Below are 26,962 nucleotides of genomic sequence, written 5' to 3' on the forward strand. Positions count from 1 at the left end.
CGCCCCTTCTTGCGTTCCGACGATCAGTAGACGTCGTTCTGGGTGTTGTAGACGTTGAACTTGCCGGTCGGCGTCACCAGGCGCTCGTCCTTGATGACCTTCTTCAGTTCCAGGGTCTTGTCGTCGATCACGACGATGGCCGATTCCTGGTCCTTGCCGTTCCAGACCGAGAACCAGATCTCGGTGCCGTCCTTGTTGAACTCGCCCTGCACCACGCGCGGCTGGCCTTCGGTGATCTCGGCCATTTCCGCGATGTTGAGGGTGATGATCTCGGGATCCGAGCCGTCGCCCTTCATCTGCGTGGTGTCGAAGACGGCGACCGAACCGGACACGGCCGCGTCGGGGTTCAGCGTGGCGTCGACATACAGGTATTTCGAGTTCGGGTGCGTCTTCACGAAGAGCGAGCCGCCCCCGAGCGCCGGGAAGCTGTCCACGATCTTCCAGGCGTTGTCCGGGTGGCCTTCGGGATCGGTGCCGATCAGGGCCACCGATTCGTCGCCCAGGTGCGAGGTCGCCCAGACCGGCCCGAAGGTCGGATGGGTGAAGTTCGCGCCCCGGCCCGGGTGCGGGGTCTCGCCTCCGGTGTCCGTGATCGCCGCCAGCTTGCCTTCCTTGGTGTCGATGACCACCAGCTTGCCGCGCGCGTTCGCCGCCGTGATGAAGTAGCGCTTGGTCGAATCCAGGCCGCCATCGTGCAGGAAGCGCTCGGCCTCGATTTCCGTGACCTTGAGGTTCTTCAGGTCGGTATAGTCCACCAGCTGGATCTTGCCGGTTTCCTTGATGTTGACCAGGAACTCGGGCCGGTAGTGCGAGGACAGGATCGCCGCCACGCGGGGTTCCGGGTGGTAGGTCTGCTCGTCATAGATGTTGCCGCGGGTCGAGACGATCTTCAGCGGCTCGAGCGTCTGGCCATCCATGATGACGTACTGGGGCGGCCAGTAGGCGCCGGCGATGGCGTACTTGTCCTCCCAGCCTTCCATCTTCGAGGTCTCGACCGAACGCGCCTCGGCGCCGATCTTGATCGTGGCGACGATCGAGGGATCCTCCATCCACAGGTCGATCATGTCCACCTTGGCATCGCGGCCGATGACCAGCAGATAGCGGCCCGAGGCGGACATCCGGCTGATGTGCACGGCATAGCCCGTGTCCAGGACCTTGCGGACCTCGTAGGTGCCGCCGTCGATCAGGGCGATCTGGCCCGCGTCGCGCAGTGTCACCGAGAACAGGTTTTCCAGGTCCCAGTCGTTCTGCTTCTCGGTCGGACGCTGTTCCGGAGGAACGATGACCTTCCAGCTGTTCCGCATCTCGGGCATCCCGAACTCGGGCGGCGAGGCGGGGTCCAGCAGCAGGTAGTTCGCCATCAGCGTCACCTGCTCGGGCGTCAGCTGGCCCGAGGTGCCCCAGTTCGGCATCCCGGCCGGAGAGCCGTATTCGATGAAGCTGTGCAAGTAGTCGAAGCCCAGCTCGCGCGTCAGGTCGGGCGTCAGCGGCTTGCCGGTCGCGCCCTTGCGCAGCACGCCGTGGCAGCCCGCGCAACGCTCGAAGTAGATGGTGTTCGCCTCGTCGAACTGCGCCTGGGTCAGGGCCGGAATGCCTTCCGGCGCCCCGGGGGCCGGAAGCGATTCCTGCGACAGCGTGGTCAGGGCCGGCTCGTACTGGTCCTGGGGCTTCGAGGTGTGGTCCTGAACCTCCGACTCGACGGCCTTGTGTTCCTCGCTGGGCAGTTGTGCGCCTTCCGAGCGCGGCAGTTCTTCAACCGGTGTGTCGGGGCCGGCGACCGGTCCTTCGACGGTGTTCAACTCGGCTGCGGCTTCCGTGCCGGCCGCCTCGCGGGCGGACTGGGTTCCGGCGGCGGCGTCGGTCGGCGCCTGCGCGTCGGCCGGGGCGGTCTCGGTCGTGGCCGTGGTGGGGGCCGCGCTGTCATTCGCCGGGGCGGTCGCTTCGGCAGGTGCGGCGGGGGCAGGCGCGGCGGTCTGGGCCGCCGCGATGCCCGCGCCGAGCACCATGGCCAGAGCCGCAGACGCCAGAAGCGATGTCCTGGCCGTATGCGCTGGGAACTTCATGAAGATTCTCCATTCTGCTGGTGAGGCGAGGATGACGTTAGCGCCCCTAGATCACAAGTCTTTGACTTCGGTTAAGGCACGCGCTGAAGTTCCGGGCGAGTGTTGTGTTCTTCCTGCGGTTGTGGCGTCTGGCCGCGCCCGCAGGATCGCTGGGTCCATCAGGGAATGTCCATGAACCTGCCCGCGCCCCTTCGCCGCCTTGCCCGCGCCGCCGCGATCCTGTCGCTGGCGGCCCTGTCCCTGGTGCCGGTCCCGGCGACGGCTCAAGCGCCGGCTTCCGGTTCTTCGGCGCCCGCCCAGGCGATCGCGCCCGCAGCCCCCGATGCGGGCCTTGCCGCCGCGCTGTTCCAGCTGCCCCCGGGGCGCCAGCCCACCGTCGCGCGCCAGGAGGCCCCCGTTCCCGGCTGGCGGGTCGAGGCCGACGGCGATCCCTTGGGCCTGATCGGCTCGACCTGGGAGCTGGCGAACTCGACCGGCTATTCGGGGCGTCCGCTGGACGTGCTGGTGGCAGTCACGCCCGACGGGCGGGTGGCAGGCGCGCGGCTGATGCGCCATGCCGAGCCCGTGCTGACGCTGGGCATCTCGGACGCTGACATCGCGGCCTATGTGGACGGGTTCCGCGGCTATGACACGAACCAGTCCGGCGACGGCGCCGAGGGCCTGCCGGACGTGATTTCCCGCGCCACCGTCTCGACCGGGGTGATCCGCGACGGCATCCTGCGGACCGCGCGCATCCTGGGCACGGCGCAGGGCGAGGGCGGGGTGATCGACCGCGTGACCTATGCGCCCGCCGACTGGGCGGCGCTGGAGTCCATGGGCGCGCTGTCCCATGCCCGCGCCAGCATGGCGGATGCCGCGCAGGCCTTTGCCGGGGCGCGGCAGGTGCCGACCCCTTCGGACAAGCCGTTCCTAGAATTCTGGACCGGCATCATCGACACCCCCACGGCGGGCCGCAACCTGCTGGGCCAGCAGCCCTTCAACGCCGTCGCGGGCGCCCGGGCCTCGGGCGAGGCGCTGCTGGCGGTCTTCTCGCGCGGGGCCACCGGCCATCGCGGCACCGGTTGGAAGCGCGCCGGAACCTTCGAGCGGATCGCCGTGACGCAGGGTGAGGTCACCCTGACCCCCACCGCCGAGGGCTATACCCAGGTCAACCGTATCGCCGCCGAGGGCGCGCCGTCCTTCACGGAACGCAGCGTGTTCCGCATCGACGCCGACCCGGAACGCGGCGGCATCGACCTGACGCAGCCCTTCACCGTGACCGTCACCACCACCCGCCCCGCCGCCGACGGCGGCACCCTGTCCCTTCCGCTGTCCGCGCAGGTGAGCGTGCCCGAGGCCTTCCGCCTGTCCCCGCCCGTGCCCGAGATCCCGCTGTGGCAGCAGTTCTGGCAGGCCAAGAAGCCGCAGATCGCCGTGGTGGGCGCGATGCTGGGGGTGCTGGGGCTGATCCTCTTCGGGCAGGAATGGCTGGTGCGCCGCGCGGGGCTGTGGCGGCGCGTGCGGCTGGTCTACCTGTTCGTGACGCTGGTCGTGCTGGGCTGGGGGCTGAACGCGCAGCTGTCCATCGTGCAGGTGGTGGCCTTCCTGCACGCGCTTCTGTCGGGCTTCCGCTGGGAAACCTTCCTGGTGGCCCCACTGATCTTCGTGCTGTGGTCGGCCGTGGCGCTTGGGATGCTGTTCTGGGGACGCGGGGTCTTCTGCGGCTGGCTCTGCCCCTTCGGCGCGCTGCAGGAACTGACCAATGCCGCCGCCCAGCGTCTGGGGGTCCGCCAGATCGCCGTGCCGCAGGCGCTGCATGAACGGCTGTGGGTCATCAAGTACACGCTGTTCGTCGCCATTGTGGCGCTGTCCTTCTATTCGATGGAGCGGTCGCTGGTCCTGGCCGAGGCCGAGCCCTTCAAGACCGCGATCTCGATGTATTTCCTGCGGCCCTGGCCCTTTGTGCTGTATGCGCTGGCGCTGCTGGGCGCGGGGCTCTTCATCGAGCGCTTCTTCTGCCGCTATGTCTGTCCGCTGGGCGCCGGGCTCGCGATCCCGGCCAAGCTGAAGGTCTTCGACTGGCTCAAGCGCCGGCCCCAGTGCGGGCGCGAGTGTCGCCTGTGCGAGACGAAATGCCCGATGGGCGCCATCGACCCGCTGGGGCGCATCAACCCCAACGAATGCGTTCTATGCCTGCGCTGCCAGACGATCATGGACGACGAGAACACCTGTCCCGTCCTCAAGCGCCGGGCGCGGGGCGCAGGCGGCGGATTCAAGGCCCCGCCCATTCCGACCGCCCCGGCGACCGGCCCCGTGCCGCCGCCGCTCGAACCCACCCAGGTGCCTGCGGGCGCCCATGCCGGCGCCGCGGCGCCGGGCTCAGACCAACCGCCGGCCTTCCGGTCCCAGCAGGTGACGTCATGACCATGACCGCTTCCTCCGCCCCAACCCCGTCCTTGCCCATCCTCTTCCGCGACGGCTGGCGCGTCTTCTTCATGGCCGCGGGCCTTTACGCGGTCGCGGCCATCGCCGTCTGGCTGCTGTGGACGAGCGGCGCGGCCGAGTTGCCCTTTTCCCCCGGTCCCATCGCCTGGCACGCGCACGAGATGGTCTTCGGCTTCGCCAGCGCGGCGCTGGGCGGCTTCTTCCTGACCGCCGTGCCGAACTGGACCGGCGCGCCCGCGCCCTCGGACCGCTTCGTGGCGCTGGTCGCGGGGCTGTGGCTGGCGGGGCGGGTCGCGGTCTGGTTCTCGGGCGCGCTGCCCGCCGGACTGGTGGCGCTGGTGGACCTGGCCTTCGTGCCGGTTCTGGGCGCGCGGATGGTGGCAATGCTGATGATCAGGCCCAAGCCCCAGAACCTGATGTTCATCGCCCTGCTGACGCTGTTCTGGACCTCGAACCTCCTGGTCCACCTCGACTGGATCGGCTGGAGCGCGACCGAGGCGCAGGGGATGCGCGGCGGGCTGCTGACGGTTTCGGCCATGATCGCGGTCTTGGGCGGGCGCGTTACCCCGGCCTTCACCCGCAACGCGCTGCTGCGCGCGAACCCCGCCGCCCCTGTCCCGGTGTCGCGCAAGCCCCTTGAAATCGCGGGCGTGGCCCTGCCGATCATGACGGCGCTGCTGGCGCTGGCAGGCGCGCCCGATCCGCTCACGGGCCTTGTCGCCACAGGGGCCGGGATCGCGGCCGGAATGCGGCTGGCGGGCTGGCGCGGGCTGTCCACTCTGGGCGATCCCATCGTCTGGGCGCTGCACGCGGGCTATGCCATGCTGGCTTTGGGGCTGCTGGCCTGGGGGCTGGCGCTGCTGGGCCTGGGCTCCGAGATCGGCGCGCTGCACATCCTGGGCGTCGGCGCCATCGGCGGCATGACGCTGGCGGTGATGAGCCGCGCCAGCATCGGCCATTCGGGCCGCCCCCTGCGCGCGCCCGCGACCGTGGCGCTTGCCTATGGACTGATCCCGCTGGCGACCCTGCTGCGCTGGGCGGCCTCGGCCTGGCCTGGCTCGTTCCACGCGGCGGGAACGCTGGGCGCGGGGGCGCTGTGGATTCTGGCCTTCGTGCTGTATCTTTTGGCGCTGTGGCCCATCTGGACCACGCCGCGCCCGGTCAAGGGAAGCGCCTCATGATCCTGCCCCGCCGCCGTTTCCTTGCCCTGTCGGCCTGCGCGCTGGCCTCGCCCTCTGCCGCTGCGCCCGCCCGCCACCACTGGCGGGGCGTGGCGCTGGGTGCCGATGTCGCGCTGACAGTCGAGGGTGGCACCCCCGCCGCCGCCCGCGCCTTCTTCGCCGAATCTGAGCGCGCGCTGCGCCTGGTCGAGCGGCGGTTCTCGCTTTTCGGCGGGTCCGAGCTGATGCGGCTGAACGCGCTGGGCCGGCTGGCCCATCCGTCCGACGACATGCTGGCGCTGCTGGACCTGGCCGGGCGTGTCAATGCCGCAACCGGGGGCGCCTTCGACCCGACCGTGCAGCCGCTGTGGCAGGCGCGCCGTCTGGGACAGGACGAATCGCCTGCCCGCGCGCTGGTCGGCTGGGAAGGGGTCCGCGCCGATGCGGCCGAGATCCGGCTGGCCCGGCCCGGCATGGCGCTGACCCTGAACGGAATTGCCCAAGGCTTCGCCGCCGACCGGCTGGCCGAGGTGGCGGCCCATCATCGCCTGGGCGACCTTCTGATCGACGCGGGCGAGGTCCGTGCGCTGGGCGCCTCGGGCTGGCAGGCCCGAATCGAGACGCCTGACGGGGGCCTGGTGCGCGAGCTGACGCTGCGGGGCAGGGCGCTGGCGACCTCGGCGCCCTTCGGGACGCGGATCGGCCCTGCCGGGGACCGGGCGCATATCCTCGGGCCGCAGGGCCAGCCGCCGCGCTGGGCGCTGGTTTCGGTCAGCGCCGACAGCGCCGCCCTGGCCGATGCGTTGTCCACCGCCGCCGTGCTGATGGAGCGTCCCGCGATCGACGCCGCGCTGCGGTCCTTCCCCAAGGCCCGGCTTGAGGCGCTGGTGTCGCTCTGACAGTGCAGGAAAAACACGGCCGGGTCACAGTCCGTTGACTTTGGACAAGGCTTGGTCCCACGCTGCCGTTATCCGTATGATTGTGTAAACTGCTCGAAGGGACCGCCGCCATGAGCGACGTCATGACCAAGAGCATGGCCCGCAACGTCTTCTACGGCGGGTCATTGTTCTTCATCGCGATATTCGGCGCGATGTCCGTCCACAGCCACCTTTACGCCGTCAACGTCTCGACGGACAAAGCCGCCCTGACCGAAAGCGTCGTCGCCGGCAAGCTGGTGTGGGAAAACAAGGCCTGCATCAACTGCCACACGCTGCTGGGCGAGGGCGCCTATTTCGCGCCCGAACTGGGCAACGTGATGAAGCGCTGGGGGGTCCAGGACGATCCGGATGCCGCGGTGGAGACGCTGAAGGCCTGGATGGACGCCATGCCGACGGGGATCGAGGGACGGCGGCAGATGCCGCAGTTCAACCTGACGGACGAGGAATACCGCGCGCTTTCCGACTTCCTGCTGTTCGTAGGGTCGGTGAACACCCAGCAATGGCCGCCGAACGACGCGGGCTGAGGCGAGAGGGACAATCATGAGATACGCAACACAGAAGATCGCCTTCGCCTATTTCGGCGTGGCCATGGCGCTGTTCGCGCTGCAGGTCACCTTCGGCCTGCTCATGGGCTATGTCTATGTCCAGCCGAACTTCCTGGCCGAGATCCTGCCCTTCAACATCATCCGGATGCTGCACACCAACGCCCTGGTCGTGTGGCTGCTGCTGGGTTTCTTCGGATCGGCCTATTTCCTGCTTCCCGAGGAAGCCGAGCGCGAGATCCATTCGCCCGCCATCGCCTATCTTCAGCTGCTCATCATGGTGGTGGGCACGCTGGGCGCGGTGCTGACCTACATCTTCAACTGGTTCGCCGGAAACTACTTCATGGGCACCCAGGGGCGCGAGTTCCTGGAACAGCCGACCTGGGTCAAGGTGGGCATCACCGTGGCCGCGCTGCTGTTTCTGTACAACGTCACCATGACGGTGCTGAAAGGCCGCAAGACCGCGATCTCGAACGTGCTGCTGCTGGGCCTCTGGGGTCTGGCGCTGTTGTGGCTGTTCGCCTTCTACAACCCCCACAACATCGTTCTGGACAAGCAGTACTGGTGGTACGTCATCCACCTGTGGGTGGAAGGCGTCTGGGAACTGATCATGGCCTCGGTCCTGGCCTTCCTGATGCTGAAGCTGACGGGCGTTGACCGGGAAGTGGTCGAGAAGTGGCTTTACGTCATCGTCGCCACCGCGCTCTTCTCGGGCATCCTGGGGACCGGGCACCATTACTACTGGATCGGCCTGCCGGCCTACTGGCAGTGGGTGGGGTCGATCTTCTCGTCCTTCGAGATCGTGCCCTTCTTCGCGATGATGTCCTTTGCCTTCATCATGGTCTGGAAGGGCCGCCGCGACCACCCGAACAAGGCCGCGCTGCTGTGGTCGCTGGGCTGCTCGGTCCTGGCCTTCTTCGGCGCGGGCGTCTGGGGCTTCCTGCACACGCTGCACGGGGTGAACTACTACACCCACGGCACGCAGATCACGGCCGCCCACGGGCACCTCGCCTTCTACGGGGCCTATGTCTGCCTGGTGCTGGCGATCATCACCTATGCCGCGCCCATCCTGCGCAACCGCGATCCCTATAACCAGGTGCTGAACATGGCCTCCTTCTGGCTGATGTCGGGCGGGATGCTGTTCATGACCTTCACGCTGACCTTCGCGGGCACGGTGCAGACGCACCTGCAGCGGGTGAACGGCGAGGCCTACATGGACGTGCAGGATCAGCTGGGCATCTTCTACTGGATGCGCTTCGGGTCGGGTATCGCCGTGGTGCTGGGGGCGCTGCTCTTCATCTATTCGATCGTCGTCGTGCGGCGCGAGATCGTCGAGCCCGGACCCGCGCAGGTCCATCGCGACCATCTGGCCCACCGTACCCCGGCGGAGTGAGGACCATGAACGCTCATGCGGAAACGAGGGAGGGGGCGGACGCCCCCTTCTACCTGCCCCAGCGCGACGAGGTCGCGGTCTTCGAGGCGGCGGCCAGGAACGACCTGCCGGTGCTGCTGAAGGGTCCGACCGGCTGCGGCAAGACCCGCTTCGTCACCCACATGGCCGCGCGGCTGGGCCGGCCGCTTTACACGGTCGCCTGCCATGACGACCTGTCGGCATCCGACCTGATCGGGCGCTACCTGCTGAAGGGCGGCGAGACGGTCTGGGTGGATGGCCCCCTGACCCGTGCGGTGCGCGAGGGCGCGATCTGCTACCTCGACGAGGTGGTCGAGGCGCGCAAGGACGTGACGGTCGTGCTGCACCCGCTGACCGACGACCGCCGCATTCTGCCCATCGACCGCACGGGCGAGGAGCTGGAGGCGGCGCCGGGCTTCATGCTGGTCGCCTCCTACAACCCCGGCTACCAGAACATCCTCAAGACGCTGAAGCCCTCCACCCGCCAGCGCTTCGTGGCAATGGAGTTCGACTTCCCGCCGCCCGAGCAGGAGCGCGCGATCGTCGTGCAGGAAAGCGGCATCGACGAGCGCCGCGCCGCGCTGCTGGTGCGGCTGGCGGGCAAGCTGCGGGCGCTGAAGGGACAGGACCTGGAAGAGGGCGTGTCCACCCGGCTGGTCGTCTATGCGGCAACGCTGGTGGCGGGCGGCATGGACCTGAACCGTGCGATTTCGGTCGCGATGATCGAGCCTTTGACGGACGACGCCGACATCAAGCGCGGGCTCGCCGACCTGGTGGTGGCGGTGCTGGGCTGAGGTGTCGGACCGGGGCTCTGCCCCGCTCGGGCTTCGCCCCTTTCTCACTGAAAACGCGCCACTGGCGCGTTTTCCGGGCGCTCGAAAGCCCTGGATATTTTCACGAAGAAGAAAGGCGCAAAACATGGCCGCGCGCGTGGACTGGCACGAGATCGAGCCGTGGGAGCCCGAGGAAAGCATCGGCAAGCTGTGGCACGGGCTGGCCAGCGGCTTTGATACGCTGGCCGTGCACGAGGATGCGCGGGTCAACCTGTCCGAGGTCGCGGGACGTCTCGCGGTGCTGTTCCGGGGCCTCGGCGGGGACCATTCCGTCGAGATGCGGCCTGCCGCTGACCGCGTCAGCCGCCACCGGCTGAGCTGGCGCAGGCGGCTGGGAACCGAGGCCGAGGCGCTGCCGACGCCGGAGTTCGACGGCGGCATCCTGCGCCTGCCCGCGACGCTGGCGATCCTGCCCACGCCCGAGGCGAATGGGGCGCTTTACCTGTGGCTTGCCGCCTTTGCCGCGCATCTGGTGGCGCCCTGCGATGTGGGCGACGATCCCTTGCGCCGCGATCTGGCCCGGCTGGCCGCCGCGCGGGCGAGTGTGGCGCAAGTGGCCGAGGCCGCCCCGGGGCTGATGGGGCTTTATGACGAGTTGCGCGGACTGGTGCTGGCCGCCCGTCCGCGTCCGACCCTGCCGCCCGAGGAGGCGGCGGTCGAGGCGCTTGCGCGCCATCTTCTTGGCGAGGATGCCGCGCTGCCCCCTCGCACTGCCGAGATGCTGGCGGCTCTGGACGGCGATCTTGCGGGCTTCACCGCGCCGCGCCGCTATCAGCCCCTGCGGCCCGTGCCCCTTTGGGTGGTGACGGAAGCGGGCGCGGCCTCGTCGCCCGACCGGGTCGAGACGCGCGAAGCCGAGGGCGAGGCGCTGGAAACCGGCGCGCATCAGGAGCGCACCCTGCGCGCCCGTCGCAAGCAGGCCGACGCAGCCGAGCGCAAGGACAGCCTGATCATCAACAAGTTCGAGGCGATCCTGAGCTGGGCCGAGTTCCTGAATCTCAACCGCCGCGTGGACGACGATGACGACGACTCCGCCCGCAAGGCGCTGGACGACCAGGAGGAACTGAGCCTCGGGCAGGTCAGCAAGGCTCCGGCCACGCGGCTGAAGGTGCATCTGGACCTGTCGCCCGAGGACGTGGACCGCGAGGCGCTGTCGGGCGCCTTCACCTATCCCGAATGGGACGCCAAGACGGGCCGCTACCTGCCCGCCCATGCCCGCGTGCTGGACAGCTATCCCGAGGCCGACCCCACCGCCTCGCACGCCTTCGACGACGCCGCGCGCCGCCGCATCCGCGCCGTGCGCCGCCAGTTCGAGGCGATGCGACCGGGCCGCGTCGTCACCACCGGCCACCGCGACGGGGACGAGCTGGACCTGGACGCCACGGTCCGGTCTCGCGTCGGTCTGAAGGTCGCGGGCGAGGGTTCGGACCGCGTCTGGAAGCAGTCGCGCCCGCAGAATCGCGATCTTGCGGTGTCGATCCTGCTGGACATCTCGCGGTCCACCGAAAGCGCCGTCACCGGCCGCGCGGTGATCGACATCGAGCGCGAGGCGCTGGCGGCCCTGACCTGGGGGCTGGACGCCACCGGCGACCAGGTGGGGGTGCAGGCCTTCTGCTCGCTCAAGCGCGACCGGGTGTTTGTGACGACCTGCAAGCGCTTCGACGAGCCCATGTCGGCAGCAGTGGAATCCCGCATCGCGGCGCTGCGGCCCGCCTTCTACACCCGGCTGGGCGCGGGCATCCGCCACGCCAGCGCCACGCTGGCGGGACAGGGGCGTCGGCGGCGGCTGCTTCTGGTCATCACCGACGGCAAGCCCAACGACCTCGACCATTACGAGGGCCGCCACGGCATCGAGGACAGCGCCATGGCTGTGCGCGAGGCGCGCCGCGCGGGCCATTCGGTCTTCGGCATCACCGTGGACCGCGACGGGAAGTCCTGGTTCCCGCGCATCTTCGGGCAGGGCGGGCACGCGCTGATTCCCCATCCCGACAGGCTGACCGAGGCGCTGCCGCAGATCTATCGCCAGCTCGTCGGCGCATGACCGCAGGCACCCACCCCCGCAGCGGCCTTCCGGGCGAACTGATCATGTGGGTCCTGATCGTCAGCGAGCTTGCCGTCTTCGGCGCGGCGCTGCTGATCTTCCTGGTCCTGCGGCTGGGCGACCCGCAGGGTTTCGCCGCCGCGCAGGACCAGTTGCACCGTCTGTCGGCGGGGTTGAACACGATGGTCCTCGTGACCTCGGGCCTTGCGGCGGCGCTGGCGGTGCGCGCGGCCGAAGAGGCGCGGCGGGCAGCCGCGCGGCGCTGGCTCGCGGCGGCGATCCTGCTGGGCGGCGTCTTCCTCGCGCTCAAGGGCGTCGAATACGCCGATGCCGCCCGGCGCGGCATCGGGCTGGAGACCCATGTCTTCTTCACCTTCTACTGGCTGCTGACGCTGTTTCACGCGGCGCATGTGCTGGCCGGCATGATCCTGCTGGGCATCGTCGCCATCCGCGCCCAAGCTGAAGCCGTCGAGGCTGCGGGCCAGTTCTGGCACATGGTGGACCTCGTCTGGGTCCTGCTGTTCCCCGTGATCTACCTGCTGTGACGACGCGCGATCCCCTGATCCGGGCCTGGCTTGCCCTTGTCGCGCTGTCGGCTGTTGCAACCGCAGTGTCGCTGTTCCGCCCCGCCTCGCCTCCTTGGGCCGCAACGGCAGCGGGGGCGGTGATCCTGGTCCTTGCCTGGCTCAAGGCCCGCGTGATCCTGGACCGCTACCTGGGGCTGGCCGGGGTGCCGAGCGCGCGGCGTGGCTTCGGGGCGGGGCTCGGGGCCTTCGCGCTGGCGGCGCTGGTGCTTTATGCGCTGGGCTGAGGCCTCAGCGCAGCCAGGCCTTGGCGGGGTCCTCCGCCACCAGCTCGCGCAGGCGCTCGACGTCCTCGATATGGGCCATCGCGGCCTCGATCCGCACGCCGTGATCGCGCAGACGGGCAAAGGCGCGCGACAGGGTTTCCGGCTTGATGCCCAGGCGCCCCGCGATCAGCGCCTTGTTGTAGGGCAGGGCGACCGACACCTCGCCCTCGCGCCCCGCCGACAGGTCCAGCAGGAACTCGGCCACCCGCTGCACGCCCGAGCGCGCCTTGAGCCCCTCGATCTGGCCCACGAGATGCTGGAGATGGACGAAGACCGCCGCCAGCATCGAGGTCGCCATGGCCGGGTCAGATTGCAGAAGGTGGCGCAGCCGCGCCGCGTCCAGCCGCAGAAGCCGCGCGGGCGTGATCGCCTCGGCCGAGACCGGATAAGGCAGGCCCCGCAGCGCCACCGCCTCGCCGAAGCTGCGCCCGCGCGTCATGACGCTGACCACCGCCTCGGTCCCGCTGGAGGCCACGCGGTACAGCTTGACCCAGCCGTCCAGCACGATGAACAGCGCGTCGGCGGGTTCGTCCTGCAGGAAGATCGTCTGGCCCGTTTCCACGGACTGCACCTGCGCCCCCTCCATCACGCGGACGCGCTGGGGTTCCGGCAGGGCGGTCAGCAGGGCGGACTGCCGTGCGGTGTCGAGGTCGGCAGGCGTCATGATCTCTCCGGCAGGGAAGGGACGGGGCGGCAGGGGACGACAATACTGGCGCGCATCCGGCGCGGCAACTGCGGGGGCGCCTTGTCCGCCGCGTCAGGCCGCGCCCACGGTCAGGCCGCGCTGGACGGCGGGCCGGGCCAGGAAGCGCTCCATCCAGGCGGCAACATGGGTGAAGCCTGAAAGCCGCACAAGGTCCTGCGCCTCGTAGTTGACAGACAGCGTCCGCACCCAGGGGGCGGTCGCGATGTCGGCGATCGAGTAATCCCCGGTGATCCACTCGCGCCCCTGAAGCTGGCGGTCCAGAACGCCCAGCAGCCGCCGCGCCTCGTTCACGTAGCGGTCGCGCGGACGCTTGTCCTCGATTTCCGAGCCGCGATAGCGATGGAAGAAGCCCAACTGCCCGAACATCGGCCCGACGCCGCCCATCTGGAACATCAGCCACTGGATCGTCTGGTAGCGCGCGGCGCCCCCGGCCGGCAGGAAGCGGCCGGTCTTGTCGCCCAGATAGATCAGGATCGCGCCGGATTCCCACAAGCCCATCGGCCCGCCGTCCGGCCCCTGCGGGTCGATCATCGCGGGGATCTTGTTGTTGGGATTCAGCGACAGGAACTCCGGCGTCATCTGGTCCTCGGGGTCGCCGATGCTGATGCGGTGGGCGTCATAGTCGAGCCCGCATTCCTCCAGCATGATCGAGGCCTTGAACCCGTTGGGCGTGTTCAGCGTGTAAAGCTGGATGGCGTCCGGACGCCGGGGTGCCCAGCGGCTCGTGACGGGAAAGCCACTCAGGTCGAACATTCGGCTGCTCCTCCGTGAAACATTTGTTTGTAAACGGCCCGCATGGCAGTCTGGATCCAGCGATATCCGACCGGGGAAGGACAGGTCATGATCAAGGAGTTTCGCGATTTCATTGCCAAGGGCAATGTCATGGACATGGCCGTGGGCATCATCATCGGCGCGGCCTTCACAGCCATCGTGGCCTCGATGGTGGACGATCTTCTGCAGCCGGTGCTGGGCCTGCTGACCGGGGGCACGGACTTCACCAACTACTTCCTGGCGATGGACGGCGGCGACTATCCCACGCTGCGCGCCGCGCGCGACGCGGGCGCCCCGGTCTTCGCCTACGGCAGCTTCATCACGGCGGTGATCAACTTCCTCATCATCGCCTTCGTGGTCTTCCTGCTGGTCAAGGGCGTCAACCGGATCAAGGACGCGGCCATGCGCAAGCAGGTGGCGGATGCCTCTGCCGCCGGCCCCTCGACCGAGGCGCTGCTGGCCGAGATCCGGGACCTGCTGGCCGCCCGCCCGGAACGCTGACGCGTTTTGCCTCTGGCGAGTGCCGCCGGCGCGGCTAGGCTGCGGGCGACCACGCCGCAGCGAGCCGACGATGAGCCCTGATCTTGACCCGACCGACCGCCGCATCCTGTCGGTCCTGCAGAAGGAAGGACGCATCTCGAACGCCGATCTCGCGGCGCGGATCAACCTGTCGGCCAGCGCCTGCCACCGCCGCGTCCAGCGACTGGAGGAGGCAGGCTTCATCGCCGCCTATGTGGCCCTTCTGGACCCCCGCCGGCTGGGCCGCACCACCACGGTCTTCGTCGAGATCACCCTGTCGGGCCAAGGCGACGCCACGCTGGATGCCTTCGAAAAGGCCGTCCGTGCCATCCCCGAGGTGCTGGAATGCCACCTGATGGCGGGCTCGGCCGACTACCTGCTGAAGGTCCTGGCCGCCGACACCGACGACTTCGCCCGCATCCACCGCCAGCACCTGGCCCGCCTGCCCGGCGTGGCGCAGATGCAATCCTCCTTTGCACTGAGGGTGGTGCTGCAATCGACGGCCTTGCCGGTCTGAGCCGAAACTCTCGGGAAAATCCTTGGATCCGTGGCCCCGGAGGCTGCCCGGACCAACCGGTCAGTGGCGCTTCTTCACGCCGCTTTGGGCACCGGACAGGCTTGCAACCATCCCGCGGGGCGCATTACCCCGCTGCGTCATCTTCCGATAAGGCGCATCATGCCTCCTGCCGCCAGCCATTCCCGACTTCGCGCCCTCGGACCCTCGGTCGCCGCCGTTCCCCTGCGCGAGGCGCTGCGGGCGGGCCTCGGCGCTGCGCTGGGGCTTGCCGTGGCGGCGGGATGCGCGCTGGCCTTCTCGCCCGACCTGTGGCTGGGCATCTACCTGATCGCGCCCTTCGGGGCGTCCTCGGTCCTGCTCTTCGCGGCGCCGAACAGCCCGCTGGCGCAGCCCTGGCCCGCAATCGTCGGCAATACCGTGGCCGCGCTGACGGCGATCCTCGCCTGCCGCTTCGTGGCGGACCCGCTGCTGTGCGTTCCGCTGTCAGTGGGGCTTGCCATCGTGGTCATGGCGCTGTGCCGGGCAACACATCCTCCGGGCGGGGCGGTGGCCATGACCGTGGCGCTGGGGGCCGAGCGGATCGCGCCCTTGGGCCTGAGCTTCGCGCTGGTGCCCGTGGCGGCGGGCACGGCGCTGCTGGTGCTGGTCGCCGCAGTTTACGCCCGTGCCACGGGCCGCCGCTATCCCTTCCGCCAGTTCCACGAGCCGAACCCCAACGGCACCACCGATCCCCCGGCCGTCGAGCGCCTGGGCCTGACCGAGGAGGAACTGTCGGACATCCTCGTCCGCTATCGCCAGTCGCTGAACCTAGGCGTCGAGGATCTGGCGCGCCTGATCGCCGCCGCCGAGATCCAGGCCGCGAGCCACCGCACCGACGTCCAGACCGCCGCCGACATCATGTCGCGCGACCTGGTCACGGTCGGTCCGCGTACGCCCCTGCGCGACGTGGCGGGGCTGTTTGCGCACCACGGCTTCACCTCGCTGCCGGTGGTGGGCGAAGGGGGGCGCTTCCTCGGCATCATCTTCCAGCTGCACCTGATCGCCAGCGACTGGGCGCTGCCGGGCAAGGGGCTGGGGAAGCTGCTGCCGCGCCAGGGGACGGCATCCTGCGCCGCCGACGTGATGCAGGCCGACCTGCCCACGGCCGCCCCGGAGACCCCCATCGCCGCGCTGCTGCCTCATCTGGCGGCCCACCGCACCGACGCGGTGCCGATCCTTGAGGGCGACGGGATCGTGGGCATCGTCACGCAGACCGACCTGATCGCCGCGCTGGCCCGGCAAAGCCTGCGGGCAAAGTAGGGGCAGGGATCACCCGCCCGTCACCGTCAGCGCAATCCCGCGCGGCAGCGAGATTCCGACCATCGAGCCTCGCCTAGCCTCCTCGAGCAGTTCCGAGGCGTCCGAGCCGTCCTCCATCTCGCAGCGTACGCGCATCCCGGCCGAGGTCGCGACCAGGGGATCGCCCTCAATCTCCAGCGTCACCTCGACCGAGAGGGCGGCGATCGGGCGTCCCAGCCGGTGCGAGATGTAGCGCAGGTCGTTGCAGAAGCAGCCGCCGACGGCGAGGGCGAGCAGTTGCGCGCCGTTGAACCCCAGGCCCATGCCGCCGGCCTTGCCCTCGGGGCGATCAGCCATGACCGTGTGGCCGCCGGCCCGGCCCAGAGCGGCCTCGGTTCCCGGAACATTCGCGAAACTGACGCTGACGCTCGGCATCCGCGCACCACCTGCTGCGCCCGGATCCTAGCACGTCCGACCCAGTGCCCAAAGAAAAACCCCCGCGGCCATGGCCACGGGGGTTCCTTGAACCATCCGGTTCGCTTGCGCCTTACAGCGCGCCTTCGCGCTGGGCCTTTTTACGGGCCAGCTTGCGGGCGCGGCGGACGGCCTCGGCCTTTTCACGGGCCTTCTTCACCGACGGCTTCTCGAAATGCTGCTTCAGCTTCATTTCGCGGAAGACCCCTTCGCGCTGAAGTTTCTTCTTCAGGGCACGAAGCGCCTGTTCGACGTTGTTGTCGCGAACGCTTACCTGCATGTGGTTGTCACCACCTTCCTAGGTTAGAGTTGATTTGATTGCAGGACGCAGCCCCTTAGCGCGGCGCGTCCCGTTTGTCCACCCTGACGGAGGTTTTTCGGATGCAAGACGACCGCGACCGGCTGCTCGAGGCCGCGCTGACGCACGTGCCCTTCGAGGGGATGAACGATCGCGCCCTGATGGCGGGCGCCCGCGACCTGGGGATGTCCCCCGACCTGGCGCGCGTCCATTTCCCGCAAGGCGGCGCGAGCCTCGCCGCGGCCTACCACCGGCAGGGCGACGCGGCGCTGGCCCGCGCGCTTGCGGCAGGCCCGCGGACGGGGCGCATCCGCGACCGCATTGCCGACGCGATCTGGCAGCGGCTGGCACTGGCCGACCCCGAGCTTGTCCGCGCGGGCGCGACCGTCATGGCGCTGCCCCAGAACGCGGCGCTGGGCGCGCGGCTGATGTGGGAAACGGCGGACACGATCTGGAACGGCCTTGGCGATACGTCCGAGGACGTGAACTGGTGGACAAAGCGTGGGACGCTGGCGCCGGTCTTCAGCGCGGCGGTGCTCTACTGGCTGGGCGACAGCTCGCCGGGCCACGCCGACACCCGCGCCTTCATCGACCGCCGGATCGGGGACGTGATGCGCATCGAAAGGCTCAAGGCCAGCCTGCGCGACCTGCCGGGCGCGGCACCCCTGACGAAGCTGGCCACAGGCTGGATCCGCAAGCCCCGCCCGACCTCGGCCCCCGGTCACCGGGGGCGCGCCTGATGTCGCTGCCCCACGAGATGAAGGTCGTCGAGATCACCCGTCCCGGCGAGGCCGATGTCCTGCAGCCTGCCCGTCGGCCGCTGCCCGCGCCCGGCGCCGGCCAGATCCTGATCCGCGTGGCCTATGCCGGGGTGAACCGCCCCGACGTGCTGCAGCGGCAGGGAAACTATGCGCCCCCGCCCGGTGCCTCGGACCTGCCGGGGCTGGAATGCGCGGGTCATGTGGCGGCCGTCGGCGCGGGCGTCACCCGCTGGCAGGTGGGCGACGCCGTCTGCGCGCTGCTGCCGGGCGGCGGCTATGCCGAATACGCGCTCACCCCCGCCGAACACGCGCTGGCCGTGCCCGAGGGCCTCAGCCTCGCCGAGGCCGCCTGCCTGCCCGAAACCTGCTTCACGGTCTGGTCCAACATCGTCATGCGCGGCGGGCTGCAGGCGGGCGAGCGGTTTCTGGTCCATGGCGGATCGTCGGGCATCGGCACCACGGCCATCCAGATCGCCCGCGCCTTGGGCGCGCGGGTCTGGGCAACGGCGGGCTCGGACGAGAAATGCGCGGCCTGCGCGCAACTGGGCGCCACGGCGATCAACTACCGCGAGCAGGACTTCGTCGAGGCGCTGCGGGCCGAGGGCGGCGCGGATCTGATCCTGGACATGGTGGGGGGCGACTATGTCTCGCGCAACATCCGGGCGATGGCAGACGATGGGCGGCTGGTCTTCATCGCCTTCCTGGGCGGGCCGAAGGTGACGCTGAACCTTGCCCCCCTGATGATGCGGCGGCTGACGATCACCGGCTCGACCCTCAGGCCGCAGTCCGATCTGGCGAAAGCCCGGATCGCCGGGGAATTGCGCACCCATGTCTGGCCGATGATCGCGGCCGGCAAGCTGCGCCCCGTCATGGACACCGAGTTCGCGCTGGATGAGGCCGCGAGTGCCCATGCCCACATGGAGGCGGGCGATCACATCGGCAAGATCGTGCTGCGGGTGGGGGAGTGAGGCCGCCTCCCTTCCTTGCACCGTCTTGCTAACGTCCCTGCCGGAGCCTCCGGCGGGGATATTTCAGGACAGAAGATTCCGCATGGACAGTCATGCACACACCCCGGCCCGGCGCTCGTCCGACCGGGGTGCGGCATCTCCTGTCGCGGTCATCGGCGTCCCCGCCTGTACCACAGGCGCAGTCTTGCAGAGAAGATCCTAACAGGCGCTTAAGAAAGCATCTTCTGTCTGAAAATATCCTCCGGGGGTGAATGGGGCAGGGGCCCCATTCGCGGGGGTGGAAAACCCCCGCTGCGGTGCCTCAGCCCGGCGCCTCGACCAGCATCGGAGACCGGCAGTCCCGCCGGGCATCGGGGGCGCAGGCGCGGGACTGCAGGTCCCGGGTCAGGCAGATGCGGACCTCGTCCAGCCGTCCGTCGTCACAGGTCACGGTGATGGCCTCGCGGGTCAGGTCGGGGTTCACGTCGATGAAGGCCTTCTCGACCATCGCGGCCTCAACCCGGACGTCGCGCGGCAGCAGACGCAGCACGGGCGGGATCGCGACCGATTGCGCCGCCTCGCGAGTCGCCTGGTAGTAGTCCATCCCCGACAGGCCGGAGCAGCGGCCGTGCTTCTTCCACTGGTACCAGGCGAGCCCCGCCGAGCCCATGATGTCCTCCATCCCCCGGCTTTCGGCGCGAGAGGGGTCGCGCTGGGGCGTCTTGCACCAGTCCGGCCAGCCACGTTCGTGCTGCGGCCAGAGGCCGTGGACGACGAATCCGACGCGCCGGTCGGGCGCGCATTGTGCGGCGTCGCGTCCCTGGCCCTCCGTTGCGCACCAGGTGGGCGACCAGCTGAGCGCAAGGACGTAGTAGTCGAACTCGCCCGGGACGTCCTCGGCGGCAAGCTGCAGGGGCATCAGAAGGGCAACAGAGAGAAGGCGCTTCATGCGTCCGAAGCTAGGGCCCGCGCGTTCCCCGAAAAAGGGGGTTCAAACATCGGGGCTGCGGACGTATATGGGACGGCAATTCCCCCCCGAAATTGTGGACTGGCCCCGCGGCCGACCCCGGTTTCCCGGCCGAGAGAGATATTGCGAAGGAGCAACCGATGAACAAGCCGCTGATGGCCAAGGCCACCGCCGTCTGGCTGGTCGACAATACCACGCTCAGCTTCAAGCAGATCGCGGATTTCTGCGGGATGCACGAGCTTGAGGTGCAGGGCATTGCCGACGGCGATGTGGCGATGGGGGTCAAGGGCTTCGATCCCGTGGCCTCGAACCAGCTTGATCCTGTCGAGATCGAGAAGGGCCAGAAGGATCCGGCCTACAAGCTGAAGCTCAAGCACAACCCCGCCGCCGAGGGCGAGGAACTGCGCCGCGGCCCCCGCTACACGCCCCTGTCGAAGCGCCAGGACCGGCCCGCCGCGATCCTGTGGCTAGTCAAGTTCCACCCCGAACTGGCCGATGCGCAGATCGCCAAGCTGGTGGGGACCACCAAGCCCACCATCGCCTCGATCCGCGACCGGACTCACTGGAACATCCAAAGCATCACGCCGATCGATCCGGTGGCGCTGGGCCTCTGCCGCCAGTCGGAACTGGACGCCGCCGTCCAGAAGGCCGCGAAGTCGAAGGCCGAGGTCATGTCGGACGACGAGCGCCGCAAGCTCGTCTCCACCGAGTCGAGCCTGGCGATGCCGGACGAGCCGCGCCTGCCGTCCTCGATCGCGGGTCTGGAGAACTTCTCGCTGACCCGTGATGAGGAGAAGCCGCAGGCCGACCTCGACGCCGACAGCTTCTTCAACCTGCCCGACAGTGGCGACGAGGACGAGACCGAGGACCGCTGATCGCGGTCCTTCAGCCCCGCGCCAGCGCGACCAGCTCGTAGATCAGGTCCAGCGCCTCGCGCGGGCTGAGGCTGTCGGGCTGGATCCCTTGCAGCCGCTTCTCGGCGGCTGATTCCCGTGCCGTCGGCGCGGGCGCGGGCGGGGCCGAGCGGAACAGCGGCAGGTCGTCGATCAGGGCGGCCGGCCGCGCCGCGCCATCACGGGCGCCCGCTTCCAGCGCGTCGAGGATTTCGCGCGCGCGCTCCACGACCGTATCCGGCAGGCCCGCGAGGCGCGCGACCTGCACGCCATAGCTGCGGTCGGCCGCGCCCTTGCGGACCTCGTGCAGGAAGATCACCTCGCCATTCCATTCGCGCACGGCGACGGTGGCGTTTTCCACGCCCTCCAGCTTGGCGGCAAGCTGGGTCATCTCGTGGTAATGGGTGGCAAACAGCGCCCGGCAGCGGTTCGCCCCGTGCAGATGCTCCAGCACCGCCCAGGCGATGGACAGCCCGTCCCAGGTCGCGGTGCCGCGGCCAATCTCGTCCAGGATCACCAGCGCGCCCGGATCGGCCTGGTTCAGGATCGCGGCGGTTTCGACCATCTCGACCATGAAGGTGGACCGCCCGCGCGCGAGTTCATCCGCCGCCCCCACCCGGCTGAACAGCTGCGAGACCAGCCCGATATGGGCGCGGGCCGCGGGCACGAAGGCCCCCGCCTGCGCCAGCACCGCCATCAGCGCGTTCTGGCGCAGGAAGGTCGATTTCCCGGCCATGTTCGGCCCGGTCAGCAGCCAGATTGCCGGGGTGCGCCCATCGGTCAGGGCGCAGTCGTTGGCGACGAAGGGCTCTCCCTTTCGTTTCAGCGCACGTTCCACGACGGGGTGGCGGCCGCCCTCGATCACGAAGGCGCGGCTGTCGTCCACATGGGGGCGGGTCCAGCCTTCGCCGGTGGCGAGGTCCGCGAAGGCGGCGGCGACGTCGATCTCGGCCAGCGCCCGCGCGGCCTGCCCGATGCGGGCGGACTGGTCCAGCACCGCCCGGACCAGCCGGTCGAAGGTGGCGCGCTCCAGTTCCAGCGCGCGGTCGCGGGCGTTCAGGATGCGGGTTTCCAGTTCGGACAGCTCGACCGTGGTGAAGCGGATCTGGTTCGCCGTCGTCTGGCGGTGGATGAAGCGCGCGTTCAGAGGGGGCGCAAGCATCCGCTCGGCGTGGGTGGTCGTTGTCTCGATGAAATAGCCCAGCACATTGTTGTGCTTGATCTTCAGGCTCTGGACCCCGGTTTCGGCGATATAGTCGCCCTGCATCCGGGCGATCACGCCCCGGCCCTCGTCCCGCAGAGCCCGCGTTTCGTCCAGTTCGGCGTCATGGCCCGGCGCCACGAAGCCGCCGTCGCGGGCGAGCAGCGGGGGTTCCGCCACCAACGCCTCGTCCAGCAGGTCGATCAGGGCGTCATGGCCGACGAGATCGCGGGCGGCCTCGGCCAGCAGCGGACCGTCCCCGCCGATCAGCGCGGCGATCCGCACGGCCGCCGTCAGCCCGTTTCTGACCGCCGCCAGATCGCGCGGCCCGCCCCGTTCCAAGGCCAGCCGCGACAGCGCCCGGTCCATGTCGGGCACCCGCGCCAGCGCGTCCCGCAGATCGGCGGTCAGTCGGGCGTCCTCGACCAGTACCGCCACCGCCGCCTGTCTGCGATGGATCAGCGCGAGATCGCGGCTTGGCGCAGAAATCCGGCGTTCCAGCAGACGTGCCCCCGGCGCCGTCACGGTGCGGTCGATGGCGGCCAGCAACGATCCCTCGCGCCCACCCGACAATGCCTGCGTCAGTTCCAGGTTGCGCCGGGTGGCGGCGTCGATCTGCATCACGCCCGCGCCGCTTTCGCGCACGGGCGGGGACAGGCGCGGCATCCGGCCTCGCTGGGTCAGCATCAGGTAATCCGCGATGGCACCCATGGCCGACAGCTCGGCGCGGGAAAACTGGCCGAAGCCGTCCAGCGTCTCGACCCCGTAAAGCTCGCAAAGGCGGCGGACGGCGGCGGTGGAATCGAAGCTGGCCGCCGAAAGCTCGGTCAGGGCCGCGCCGGCCTCGGCGGCGATGTCGTCAAGGCGCGAACCGTCCGGCACCAGCAACTCGCGCGGGGCATGGCGCGCGAGTTCCGGCCCAAGCCGCACCTGCGGGCAGGGGGCGACCCGCAGCGCGCCGGTCGAAATATCCACCCAGGCCAGCGCGCAGTCGTCGCGCACCGTGGCAAAGGCGGCAAGGAAGTTGTGCCGCCGCGCCTCCAGCAGCGTTTCCTCGGTCAGCGTGCCGGGCGTGACCAACCGCACCACGTCGCGGGCGACGACCGACTTGGAGCCGCGCTTCTTCGCCTCGGCCGGATCTTCCATCTGCTCGGCGATGGCCACGCGGAAGCCCTTGCGGATCAAGGTCAGCAGGTAGCTTTCGGCGGCATGGACCGGGACGCCGCACATGGGGATCGGCTCGCCCATGTGCGTCCCGCGCTTGGTCAGGGCGATGTCCAGCGCGGCGGCGGCGGCCACGGCGTCCTCGAAGAACATTTCGTAGAAGTCCCCCATCCGGTAGAACAGCAGCGCCCCCGGGTTGGCCTCGCGGATCGCGAGATACTGGGCCATCATCGGGGTCGGCTGGTCGGTCATGGGCAGGGGCCTTCGCTCGGAACCCCGCCGTTCTAGTGGGGCCCGCGCGGCTTTGGAACCGGGCTGCCGGATTCCATTGGACAGGGGCCCGGCTCGCTGGCAGCGTCGAGGGGAACGGGAAAGGGGAGGTTCCCATGAAACTGATCGCCGCCGCCTTGGTGCTGGCCGCGGGGCCGGCGCTGGCCGACTGCCCGCCACCCGCACAGATGCAGGACGCCGCGCGTGCCTGGATGGACGGCGAGCGCCTGCCGGACCCCGGCGTCGCTACCGTCGAGGACGCCGCCTGCGCCTATGCCCCTTTCCGAGCGGCGCTTGAATCCGAGATGGGCGCCCCCGTCGGCTGGAAGGTCGGCTTCACCTCGAAGCCCGCGCAGGAACGCTTTGGCGTGACCGCTCCGGTCGCGGGTGCGCTGTTTGCGCCGATGATCCTTCAGGACGGGGCGGAGGTCTCGCTGACCGGCAGCCGCTCGCCCTTCTACGAGGCCGACCTGATCGTGACCGTCAGGGATGCCGCGATCAACGAGGCCACTTCGCGCGAACAGGTCGCGGCAGCGCTGTCGGATGTGCGGCCCTTCATCGAGCTTCCCGACATGGCGCTGGCCGAGGGGGTGAAGCCCACGGGGCCGATCATGGCCTCCTACGGCGTGATCCCGTGGCGCGGGGTGATCGGGCAAGGCGTGGCGATGACCGATCTGGCGGACCCCGTGGCGGATCTTGCCGCGTTGACAGTCGATCTGAAAGCCGAGGGCGCCGAGCCCGTTCAGGGAAAGGGCGAGATGCTGCTGGGCCACCCGCTGGACGTGGTGCTGTGGCTGATCGGCCATGGCGGCGCGCGGCTGGAGCCGGGGCAGGTGATCTCGCTCGGCTCGCTCAGCCCGCTGGTCGAGGCCAGGCCCGGCGTGACGGTAACGGCCGATTACCAGGTCGGCGGCAAGCCGATGACGGTGACGGCGCGGCTGGTGGACTAGGCGCCGGCAAGGGCACCGGGGCGCGTTGCGCGTACCCGGCCATTCTGGCGGGACAGAAACGGGGAAAAACAACCATGACCGACAGCAACCAGCCGCAGCGATCGCGCATCACGCCCGAGGAGGCGCTGGCCTATCACCTCGAGCCTTGCCCCGGAAAGCTCGAGATCGTGCCCTCGACGCCGATGGCGACCCAGCGCGACCTGAGCCTGGCCTATTCCCCCGGCGTGGCGGTCCCGGTCGAGGCGATCGCGGCGCGGCCCGAGACGGCCTATGACTACACCACCAAGGGCAACCTGGTGGCGGTCGTGTCGAACGGGACCGCGATCCTCGGGCTGGGGAACCTGGGCGCGCTGGCATCGAAGCCGGTGATGGAAGGCAAGGCGGTGCTGTTCAAGCGCTTCGCCGACGTGAACGCCATCGACATCGAACTGGACACCGAGGATCCCGAGGAGATCATCCGGGCCGTCCGCCTCATGGGGCCGTCCTTCGGCGGCATCAACCTCGAGGACATCAAGGCGCCCGAGTGCTTCATCATCGAAAGCCGCCTCAAGGAGATGATGGACATCCCCGTCTTCCATGACGACCAGCACGGGACCGCGGTGATCTGCGCGGCCGGGCTGCTGAACGCGCTGGAACTGTCGGGCAAGCGCATCGAGGACGTGAGGATCGTCCTGAACGGCGCGGGCGCGGCGGGGATCGCCTGCCTCGAACTGCTCAAGGCCATGGGCGCGCGGCACGAGAACTGCATCATGGCCGACACCAAGGGCGTCATCTACCAGGGCCGGACCGAGGGGATGAACCAGTGGAAGTCGGCCCATGCCGTCGCCACCGAGGCCCGCACGCTGGCCGACGCCATGGTCGGCTGCGACGTCTTCCTGGGCGTGTCCGCCAAGGGCGCGGTCACGCAGGACATGGTGAAGTCGATGGCGCCGAATCCGGTGATCTTCGCCATGGCGAACCCCGATCCCGAGATCACGCCGGAAGAGGCCCATGCCGTCCGCCCCGACGCCATCGTGGCGACCGGCCGCTCGGACTATCCCAACCAGGTCAACAACGTCCTGGGATTCCCCTATCTGTTCCGCGGCGCGCTCGATATCCACGCCCGCGCGATCGATGACGAGATGAAGATCGCCTGCGCCCGGGCGTTGGCGGAACTCGCGCGCGAGGACGTGCCGGACGAGGTGGCGGTGGCCTATGGCCGCAAGCTCAGCTTCGGGCGCGACTACATCATTCCGACGCCCTTCGACCCGCGGCTGATCCATGTGGTGCCGCCCGCCGTGGCCAGGGCGGGGATGGACACCGGCGCCGCGCGGCGCCCGATCATCGACATGGAGGGTTATGTCCAGTCGCTGCGCCAGCGCATGGACCCGACCGCCTCGATCCTGCAGGGCATCCATGCGCGGGCACGGCAGGCGCAGGCGCGGATGATCTTCGCCGAAGGCGACGACCCGCGCGTCCTGCGTGCCGCCGTCGCCTGGCAGCGCGGGGGCCTGGGCCGGGCGCTGGTCGTGGGGCGCGAGGAGGACGTGGCCGAGAAGCTGGCGGCCGAGGGCATGGCCGATGCCCTGCGCGAGCTTGAAATCGTCAGCGCGCTCACCTCCCCGCATCTGAACGCCTATCACGAGACGCTCTACAAGCGGCTGCAGCGGCAGGGGGTGGACCGCGAGGACGCGCTGAAGCTCGCCCGCCGCGACCGCCATGTCTTCGCCGCCCTGATGCTGGCGCATGGGCATGGCGACGCGCTGGTGACGGGGGCCACGCGCAAGGCCTCGCACGTCCTGTCGCAGGTGGGGCAGGTCTTCGACGTCCGCCCGCAGGACGGGGCGGTGGGCATCACGGGCGTGCTGCACAAGGGCCGCATCGTGCTGGTCGCCGACACGCTGGTCCATGAATGGCCCGAGGCCGAGGACCTGGCCCTGATCGCCACGCGCGGCGCCCATGTCGCCCGCGCCCTGGGGCTGGAACCGCGCGTGGCCTTTCTGTCCTTTTCCACCTTCGGCCACCCGATCAGCGAGCGTGCGATCAAGATGGCCGAGGCGCCGAAGGTGCTGGACCGGCAGGGCGCCGACTTCGAATACGAGGGCGAGATGACCGTGGACGTGGCCCTGAACCCGGAAGCCGCGGCGCGCTATCCCTTCAGTCGCCTGACGGGACCCGCCAACGTCCTCGTGATGCCCGCGCGGCATTCGGCCTCGATCAGCGTCAGGCTGCTGCAGGAAATGGCGGGCGCGACGGTGATCGGCCCGATCCTGACCGGCATCCCCCGGCCGATCCAGATCTGCGGCATCGGCTCCACCGTGAACGACATCCTCAACATGGCGGCCATGGCGGCAGGCCGGGTGGGGCAGGTGGCCTGAGGCGCGGCCCACGTCAGAGAAGGAGGTGATCCGGCGCAAACGGCCCATGATCGGGAAGGAACACCGGCTCCGGGCCGAAGTCGGGGCCGCGATCGGGCAGCGGTTGAAGGATCAGCAGGTCGAACCAGGCTTCTGTCCCCAGCGGTATGGCCGGAGAGCCCGCGCCGTCGGCAGGATCACGGCTGTCCGATGCCGGCAGGAAGATGAAGGCGTCCGCCTGCGCGGCCTGGTCGAGCCAGTCGCGGTCCGACACCTCCGGCAGGTCCTGACGTGCCTGTGCGCAAGGCGACTCGCGGGCGGGCAGGCCGTGCAGCGGCTCGGTGGCGAAGCCGTGCTTGAGCCGGCCCATGCCAGGCGCCTCGGCCCAGGGCAGGGCGCGGGCTGGCATCGCGACCACCGGCATTTCCCCGGCGTCGCGCAACGTCCCGGCTGTTTGGGGATGCGTCCCGAGGCCTGCCTTGGCCCGGACGGGCGCCCCGACGTCCCAGGTCCGACCCGCACCGGAGGGATCGTCATCGTCCCCGAGGGCGAGAAGGGGCGAGGCCGCAAGGAAAGGAAACAGGATCTCGGCACCGTTCGGGCCAAGGCCCGTGCCGCGAGGAAAGGTCGTCATGGTTGCCCCTTGAA

Annotated in this window: 25 protein-coding genes; 17 read left to right on the forward strand and 8 right to left on the reverse strand. The window is 69.5% G+C overall.

From position 1 onward, the window contains the following. Positions 1 to 23: 23 nt before the first annotated feature. Positions 24 to 2,063 (reverse strand): cytochrome D1 domain-containing protein, encoded by a 2,040-nt coding sequence (locus ACFFII_RS13695; protein ID WP_377699433.1) that lies wholly within the window; start codon positions 2,061 to 2,063, stop codon positions 24 to 26. Between the two features lie 165 nt (positions 2,064 to 2,228). On the opposite strand from ACFFII_RS13695, the gene ACFFII_RS13700 reads away from it, so the two are divergent. The 9 genes from ACFFII_RS13700 (at position 2,229) to ACFFII_RS13740 (ending at position 12,223) form a co-directional block, all read left to right on the forward strand. Beyond that, entirely contained in the window at positions 2,229 to 4,466 is a 2,238-nt protein-coding gene (locus tag ACFFII_RS13700; protein WP_377699434.1) for a 4Fe-4S binding protein, read from the forward strand. A 32-nt stretch (positions 4,467 to 4,498) separates the two neighbouring features. Next, positions 4,499 to 5,668, forward strand: a complete 1,170-nt coding sequence (locus tag ACFFII_RS13705; RefSeq protein WP_377699435.1) for an NnrS family protein — start codon at positions 4,499 to 4,501, stop codon at positions 5,666 to 5,668. Continuing rightward, the gene (locus ACFFII_RS13710; RefSeq protein WP_377699436.1) at positions 5,665 to 6,546 is read left to right on the forward strand and encodes an FAD:protein FMN transferase; all 882 of its coding nucleotides are present in this window, start codon (positions 5,665 to 5,667) and stop codon (positions 6,544 to 6,546) included. Before ACFFII_RS13705 ends, ACFFII_RS13710 begins: the two co-directional genes overlap by 4 nt. Before the next feature lie 110 nt (positions 6,547 to 6,656). Next, positions 6,657 to 7,109 (forward strand): c-type cytochrome, encoded by a 453-nt coding sequence (locus ACFFII_RS13715; protein ID WP_377699437.1) that lies wholly within the window; start codon positions 6,657 to 6,659, stop codon positions 7,107 to 7,109. A gap of 16 nt (positions 7,110 to 7,125) precedes the next feature. Beyond that, positions 7,126 to 8,520, forward strand: a complete 1,395-nt coding sequence (locus ACFFII_RS13720) for a cbb3-type cytochrome c oxidase subunit I (protein ID WP_377699438.1) — start codon at positions 7,126 to 7,128, stop codon at positions 8,518 to 8,520. A 5-nt stretch (positions 8,521 to 8,525) separates the two neighbouring features. After that, complete coding sequence (locus tag ACFFII_RS13725; RefSeq protein ID WP_377699439.1) at positions 8,526 to 9,332, forward strand: CbbQ/NirQ/NorQ/GpvN family protein; 807 nt, start codon at positions 8,526 to 8,528, stop codon at positions 9,330 to 9,332. Positions 9,333 to 9,456: 124 nt separating this feature from the next. Further along, positions 9,457 to 11,412: a nitric oxide reductase activation protein NorD gene (locus ACFFII_RS13730; RefSeq protein ID WP_377699440.1), complete on the forward strand. Its 1,956-nt coding sequence runs from the start codon at positions 9,457 to 9,459 to the stop codon at positions 11,410 to 11,412. Continuing rightward, positions 11,409 to 11,957 (forward strand): cytochrome c oxidase subunit 3, encoded by a 549-nt coding sequence (locus ACFFII_RS13735; protein ID WP_377699441.1) that lies wholly within the window; start codon positions 11,409 to 11,411, stop codon positions 11,955 to 11,957. Before ACFFII_RS13730 ends, ACFFII_RS13735 begins: the two co-directional genes overlap by 4 nt. Then, positions 11,954 to 12,223, forward strand: coding sequence for a cytochrome C oxidase subunit IV family protein (locus ACFFII_RS13740; RefSeq protein WP_377699442.1), 270 nt, complete (start codon positions 11,954 to 11,956; stop codon positions 12,221 to 12,223). Before ACFFII_RS13735 ends, ACFFII_RS13740 begins: the two co-directional genes overlap by 4 nt. Positions 12,224 to 12,227: 4 nt before the next feature. On the opposite strand, the gene ACFFII_RS13745 is transcribed toward ACFFII_RS13740, so the two are convergent. Next, positions 12,228 to 12,926, reverse strand: coding sequence for a Crp/Fnr family transcriptional regulator (locus tag ACFFII_RS13745; protein ID WP_377699443.1), 699 nt, complete (start codon positions 12,924 to 12,926; stop codon positions 12,228 to 12,230). Between the two features lie 93 nt (positions 12,927 to 13,019). Beyond that, positions 13,020 to 13,721, reverse strand: coding sequence for a glutathione binding-like protein (locus ACFFII_RS13750; RefSeq protein WP_377699444.1), 702 nt, complete (start codon positions 13,719 to 13,721; stop codon positions 13,020 to 13,022). Positions 13,722 to 13,808: 87 nt separating this feature from the next. Here ACFFII_RS13750 and mscL point away from each other — a divergent pair, with 87 nt between their 5' ends. The 3 genes from mscL to ACFFII_RS13765 all read left to right on the forward strand — a co-directional run bounded on the left by mscL (position 13,809) and on the right by ACFFII_RS13765 (position 16,074). Further along, positions 13,809 to 14,240, forward strand: a complete 432-nt coding sequence (mscL, locus tag ACFFII_RS13755) for a large conductance mechanosensitive channel protein MscL (protein WP_377699445.1) — start codon at positions 13,809 to 13,811, stop codon at positions 14,238 to 14,240. Between the two features lie 70 nt (positions 14,241 to 14,310). After that, positions 14,311 to 14,775, forward strand: a complete 465-nt coding sequence (locus tag ACFFII_RS13760) for an Lrp/AsnC family transcriptional regulator (RefSeq protein ID WP_090753887.1) — start codon at positions 14,311 to 14,313, stop codon at positions 14,773 to 14,775. Between the two features lie 159 nt (positions 14,776 to 14,934). Beyond that, positions 14,935 to 16,074: an HPP family protein gene (locus ACFFII_RS13765; protein ID WP_377699446.1), complete on the forward strand. Its 1,140-nt coding sequence runs from the start codon at positions 14,935 to 14,937 to the stop codon at positions 16,072 to 16,074. 9 nt (positions 16,075 to 16,083) lie between these two features. Here ACFFII_RS13765 and ACFFII_RS13770 read toward each other — a convergent pair whose 3' ends face one another. Then, positions 16,084 to 16,488: an OsmC family protein gene (locus tag ACFFII_RS13770; protein WP_377699447.1), complete on the reverse strand. Its 405-nt coding sequence runs from the start codon at positions 16,486 to 16,488 to the stop codon at positions 16,084 to 16,086. 112 nt (positions 16,489 to 16,600) lie between these two features. After that, positions 16,601 to 16,807, reverse strand: coding sequence for a 30S ribosomal protein S21 (gene rpsU / locus ACFFII_RS13775; RefSeq protein WP_011748553.1), 207 nt, complete (start codon positions 16,805 to 16,807; stop codon positions 16,601 to 16,603). 101 nt (positions 16,808 to 16,908) lie between these two features. On the opposite strand from rpsU, the gene ACFFII_RS13780 reads away from it, so the two are divergent. Together ACFFII_RS13780 and ACFFII_RS13785 are read left to right on the forward strand one after the other, a co-directional pair. Next, positions 16,909 to 17,565: a COQ9 family protein gene (locus tag ACFFII_RS13780; RefSeq protein ID WP_377699448.1), complete on the forward strand. Its 657-nt coding sequence runs from the start codon at positions 16,909 to 16,911 to the stop codon at positions 17,563 to 17,565. After that, the gene (locus ACFFII_RS13785) at positions 17,565 to 18,554 is read left to right on the forward strand and encodes an NAD(P)H-quinone oxidoreductase (protein ID WP_377699449.1); all 990 of its coding nucleotides are present in this window, start codon (positions 17,565 to 17,567) and stop codon (positions 18,552 to 18,554) included. The genes ACFFII_RS13780 and ACFFII_RS13785 overlap by 1 nt, the downstream gene beginning before the upstream one ends. Positions 18,555 to 18,855: 301 nt before the next feature. Here ACFFII_RS13785 and ACFFII_RS13790 read toward each other — a convergent pair whose 3' ends face one another. Then, the gene (locus tag ACFFII_RS13790) at positions 18,856 to 19,482 is read right to left on the reverse strand and encodes a ribonuclease T2 family protein (protein WP_377699450.1); all 627 of its coding nucleotides are present in this window, start codon (positions 19,480 to 19,482) and stop codon (positions 18,856 to 18,858) included. 158 nt (positions 19,483 to 19,640) lie between these two features. Between ACFFII_RS13790 and ACFFII_RS13795 the strand changes: the two genes are divergently transcribed. Next, positions 19,641 to 20,375 carry a DUF1013 domain-containing protein gene (locus tag ACFFII_RS13795; RefSeq protein ID WP_377699451.1) on the forward strand — a complete coding sequence of 245 codons (735 nt, stop codon included), beginning with the start codon at positions 19,641 to 19,643 and terminating at the stop codon, positions 20,373 to 20,375. Positions 20,376 to 20,385: 10 nt separating this feature from the next. On the opposite strand, the gene mutS is transcribed toward ACFFII_RS13795, so the two are convergent. Continuing rightward, positions 20,386 to 23,010 carry a DNA mismatch repair protein MutS gene (gene mutS / locus ACFFII_RS13800; RefSeq protein ID WP_377699452.1) on the reverse strand — a complete coding sequence of 875 codons (2,625 nt, stop codon included), beginning with the start codon at positions 23,008 to 23,010 and terminating at the stop codon, positions 20,386 to 20,388. A 134-nt stretch (positions 23,011 to 23,144) separates the two neighbouring features. Between mutS and ACFFII_RS13805 the strand changes: the two genes are divergently transcribed. Beyond that, entirely contained in the window at positions 23,145 to 23,978 is an 834-nt protein-coding gene (locus tag ACFFII_RS13805) for a 2-keto-4-pentenoate hydratase (RefSeq protein ID WP_377699453.1), read from the forward strand. 74 nt (positions 23,979 to 24,052) lie between these two features. Next, on the forward strand, positions 24,053 to 26,335 hold the full coding sequence (locus ACFFII_RS13810) for an NADP-dependent malic enzyme (protein WP_377699454.1): 2,283 nt from the start codon (positions 24,053 to 24,055) through the stop codon (positions 26,333 to 26,335). 13 nt (positions 26,336 to 26,348) lie between these two features. On the opposite strand, the gene ACFFII_RS13815 is transcribed toward ACFFII_RS13810, so the two are convergent. Next, positions 26,349 to 26,948 (reverse strand): hypothetical protein, encoded by a 600-nt coding sequence (locus tag ACFFII_RS13815; RefSeq protein ID WP_377699455.1) that lies wholly within the window; start codon positions 26,946 to 26,948, stop codon positions 26,349 to 26,351. Positions 26,949 to 26,962: the final 14 nt, after the last annotated feature.

It is taken from the genome of Paracoccus niistensis (assembly GCF_042432925.1).
Classification (GTDB): Bacteria; Pseudomonadota; Alphaproteobacteria; order Rhodobacterales; family Rhodobacteraceae; genus Paracoccus; species Paracoccus niistensis.

Bases quoted from the DNA above. Each gene is read 5' to 3' on its own strand.
- ACFFII_RS13745 (WP_377699443.1), bottom strand. From the start codon at position 12,926: ATGACGCCTGCCGACCTCGACACCGCACGGCAGTCCGCCCTGCTGACC.
- ACFFII_RS13780 (WP_377699448.1), top strand. From the start codon at position 16,909: ATGCAAGACGACCGCGACCGGCTGCTCGAGGCCGCGCTGACGCACGTG.
- ACFFII_RS13725 (WP_377699439.1), top strand. From the start codon at position 8,526: ATGAACGCTCATGCGGAAACGAGGGAGGGGGCGGACGCCCCCTTCTAC.
- ACFFII_RS13720 (WP_377699438.1), top strand. From the start codon at position 7,126: ATGAGATACGCAACACAGAAGATCGCCTTCGCCTATTTCGGCGTGGCC.
- ACFFII_RS13810 (WP_377699454.1), top strand. From the start codon at position 24,053: ATGACCGACAGCAACCAGCCGCAGCGATCGCGCATCACGCCCGAGGAG.
- mscL (WP_377699445.1), top strand. From the start codon at position 13,809: ATGATCAAGGAGTTTCGCGATTTCATTGCCAAGGGCAATGTCATGGAC.
- ACFFII_RS13695 (WP_377699433.1), bottom strand. From the start codon at position 2,063: ATGAAGTTCCCAGCGCATACGGCCAGGACATCGCTTCTGGCGTCTGCG.
- ACFFII_RS13750 (WP_377699444.1), bottom strand. From the start codon at position 13,721: ATGTTCGACCTGAGTGGCTTTCCCGTCACGAGCCGCTGGGCACCCCGG.
- ACFFII_RS13735 (WP_377699441.1), top strand. From the start codon at position 11,409: ATGACCGCAGGCACCCACCCCCGCAGCGGCCTTCCGGGCGAACTGATC.
- ACFFII_RS13710 (WP_377699436.1), top strand. From the start codon at position 5,665: ATGATCCTGCCCCGCCGCCGTTTCCTTGCCCTGTCGGCCTGCGCGCTG.
- rpsU (WP_011748553.1), bottom strand. From the start codon at position 16,807: ATGCAGGTAAGCGTTCGCGACAACAACGTCGAACAGGCGCTTCGTGCC.
- mutS (WP_377699452.1), bottom strand. From the start codon at position 23,010: ATGACCGACCAGCCGACCCCGATGATGGCCCAGTATCTCGCGATCCGC.
- ACFFII_RS13760 (WP_090753887.1), top strand. From the start codon at position 14,311: ATGAGCCCTGATCTTGACCCGACCGACCGCCGCATCCTGTCGGTCCTG.
- ACFFII_RS13785 (WP_377699449.1), top strand. From the start codon at position 17,565: ATGTCGCTGCCCCACGAGATGAAGGTCGTCGAGATCACCCGTCCCGGC.
- ACFFII_RS13700 (WP_377699434.1), top strand. From the start codon at position 2,229: ATGTCCATGAACCTGCCCGCGCCCCTTCGCCGCCTTGCCCGCGCCGCC.
- ACFFII_RS13770 (WP_377699447.1), bottom strand. From the start codon at position 16,488: ATGCCGAGCGTCAGCGTCAGTTTCGCGAATGTTCCGGGAACCGAGGCC.
- ACFFII_RS13730 (WP_377699440.1), top strand. From the start codon at position 9,457: ATGGCCGCGCGCGTGGACTGGCACGAGATCGAGCCGTGGGAGCCCGAG.
- ACFFII_RS13795 (WP_377699451.1), top strand. From the start codon at position 19,641: ATGAACAAGCCGCTGATGGCCAAGGCCACCGCCGTCTGGCTGGTCGAC.
- ACFFII_RS13790 (WP_377699450.1), bottom strand. From the start codon at position 19,482: ATGAAGCGCCTTCTCTCTGTTGCCCTTCTGATGCCCCTGCAGCTTGCC.
- ACFFII_RS13765 (WP_377699446.1), top strand. From the start codon at position 14,935: ATGCCTCCTGCCGCCAGCCATTCCCGACTTCGCGCCCTCGGACCCTCG.
- ACFFII_RS13815 (WP_377699455.1), bottom strand. From the start codon at position 26,948: ATGACGACCTTTCCTCGCGGCACGGGCCTTGGCCCGAACGGTGCCGAG.
- ACFFII_RS13715 (WP_377699437.1), top strand. From the start codon at position 6,657: ATGAGCGACGTCATGACCAAGAGCATGGCCCGCAACGTCTTCTACGGC.
- ACFFII_RS13805 (WP_377699453.1), top strand. From the start codon at position 23,145: ATGAAACTGATCGCCGCCGCCTTGGTGCTGGCCGCGGGGCCGGCGCTG.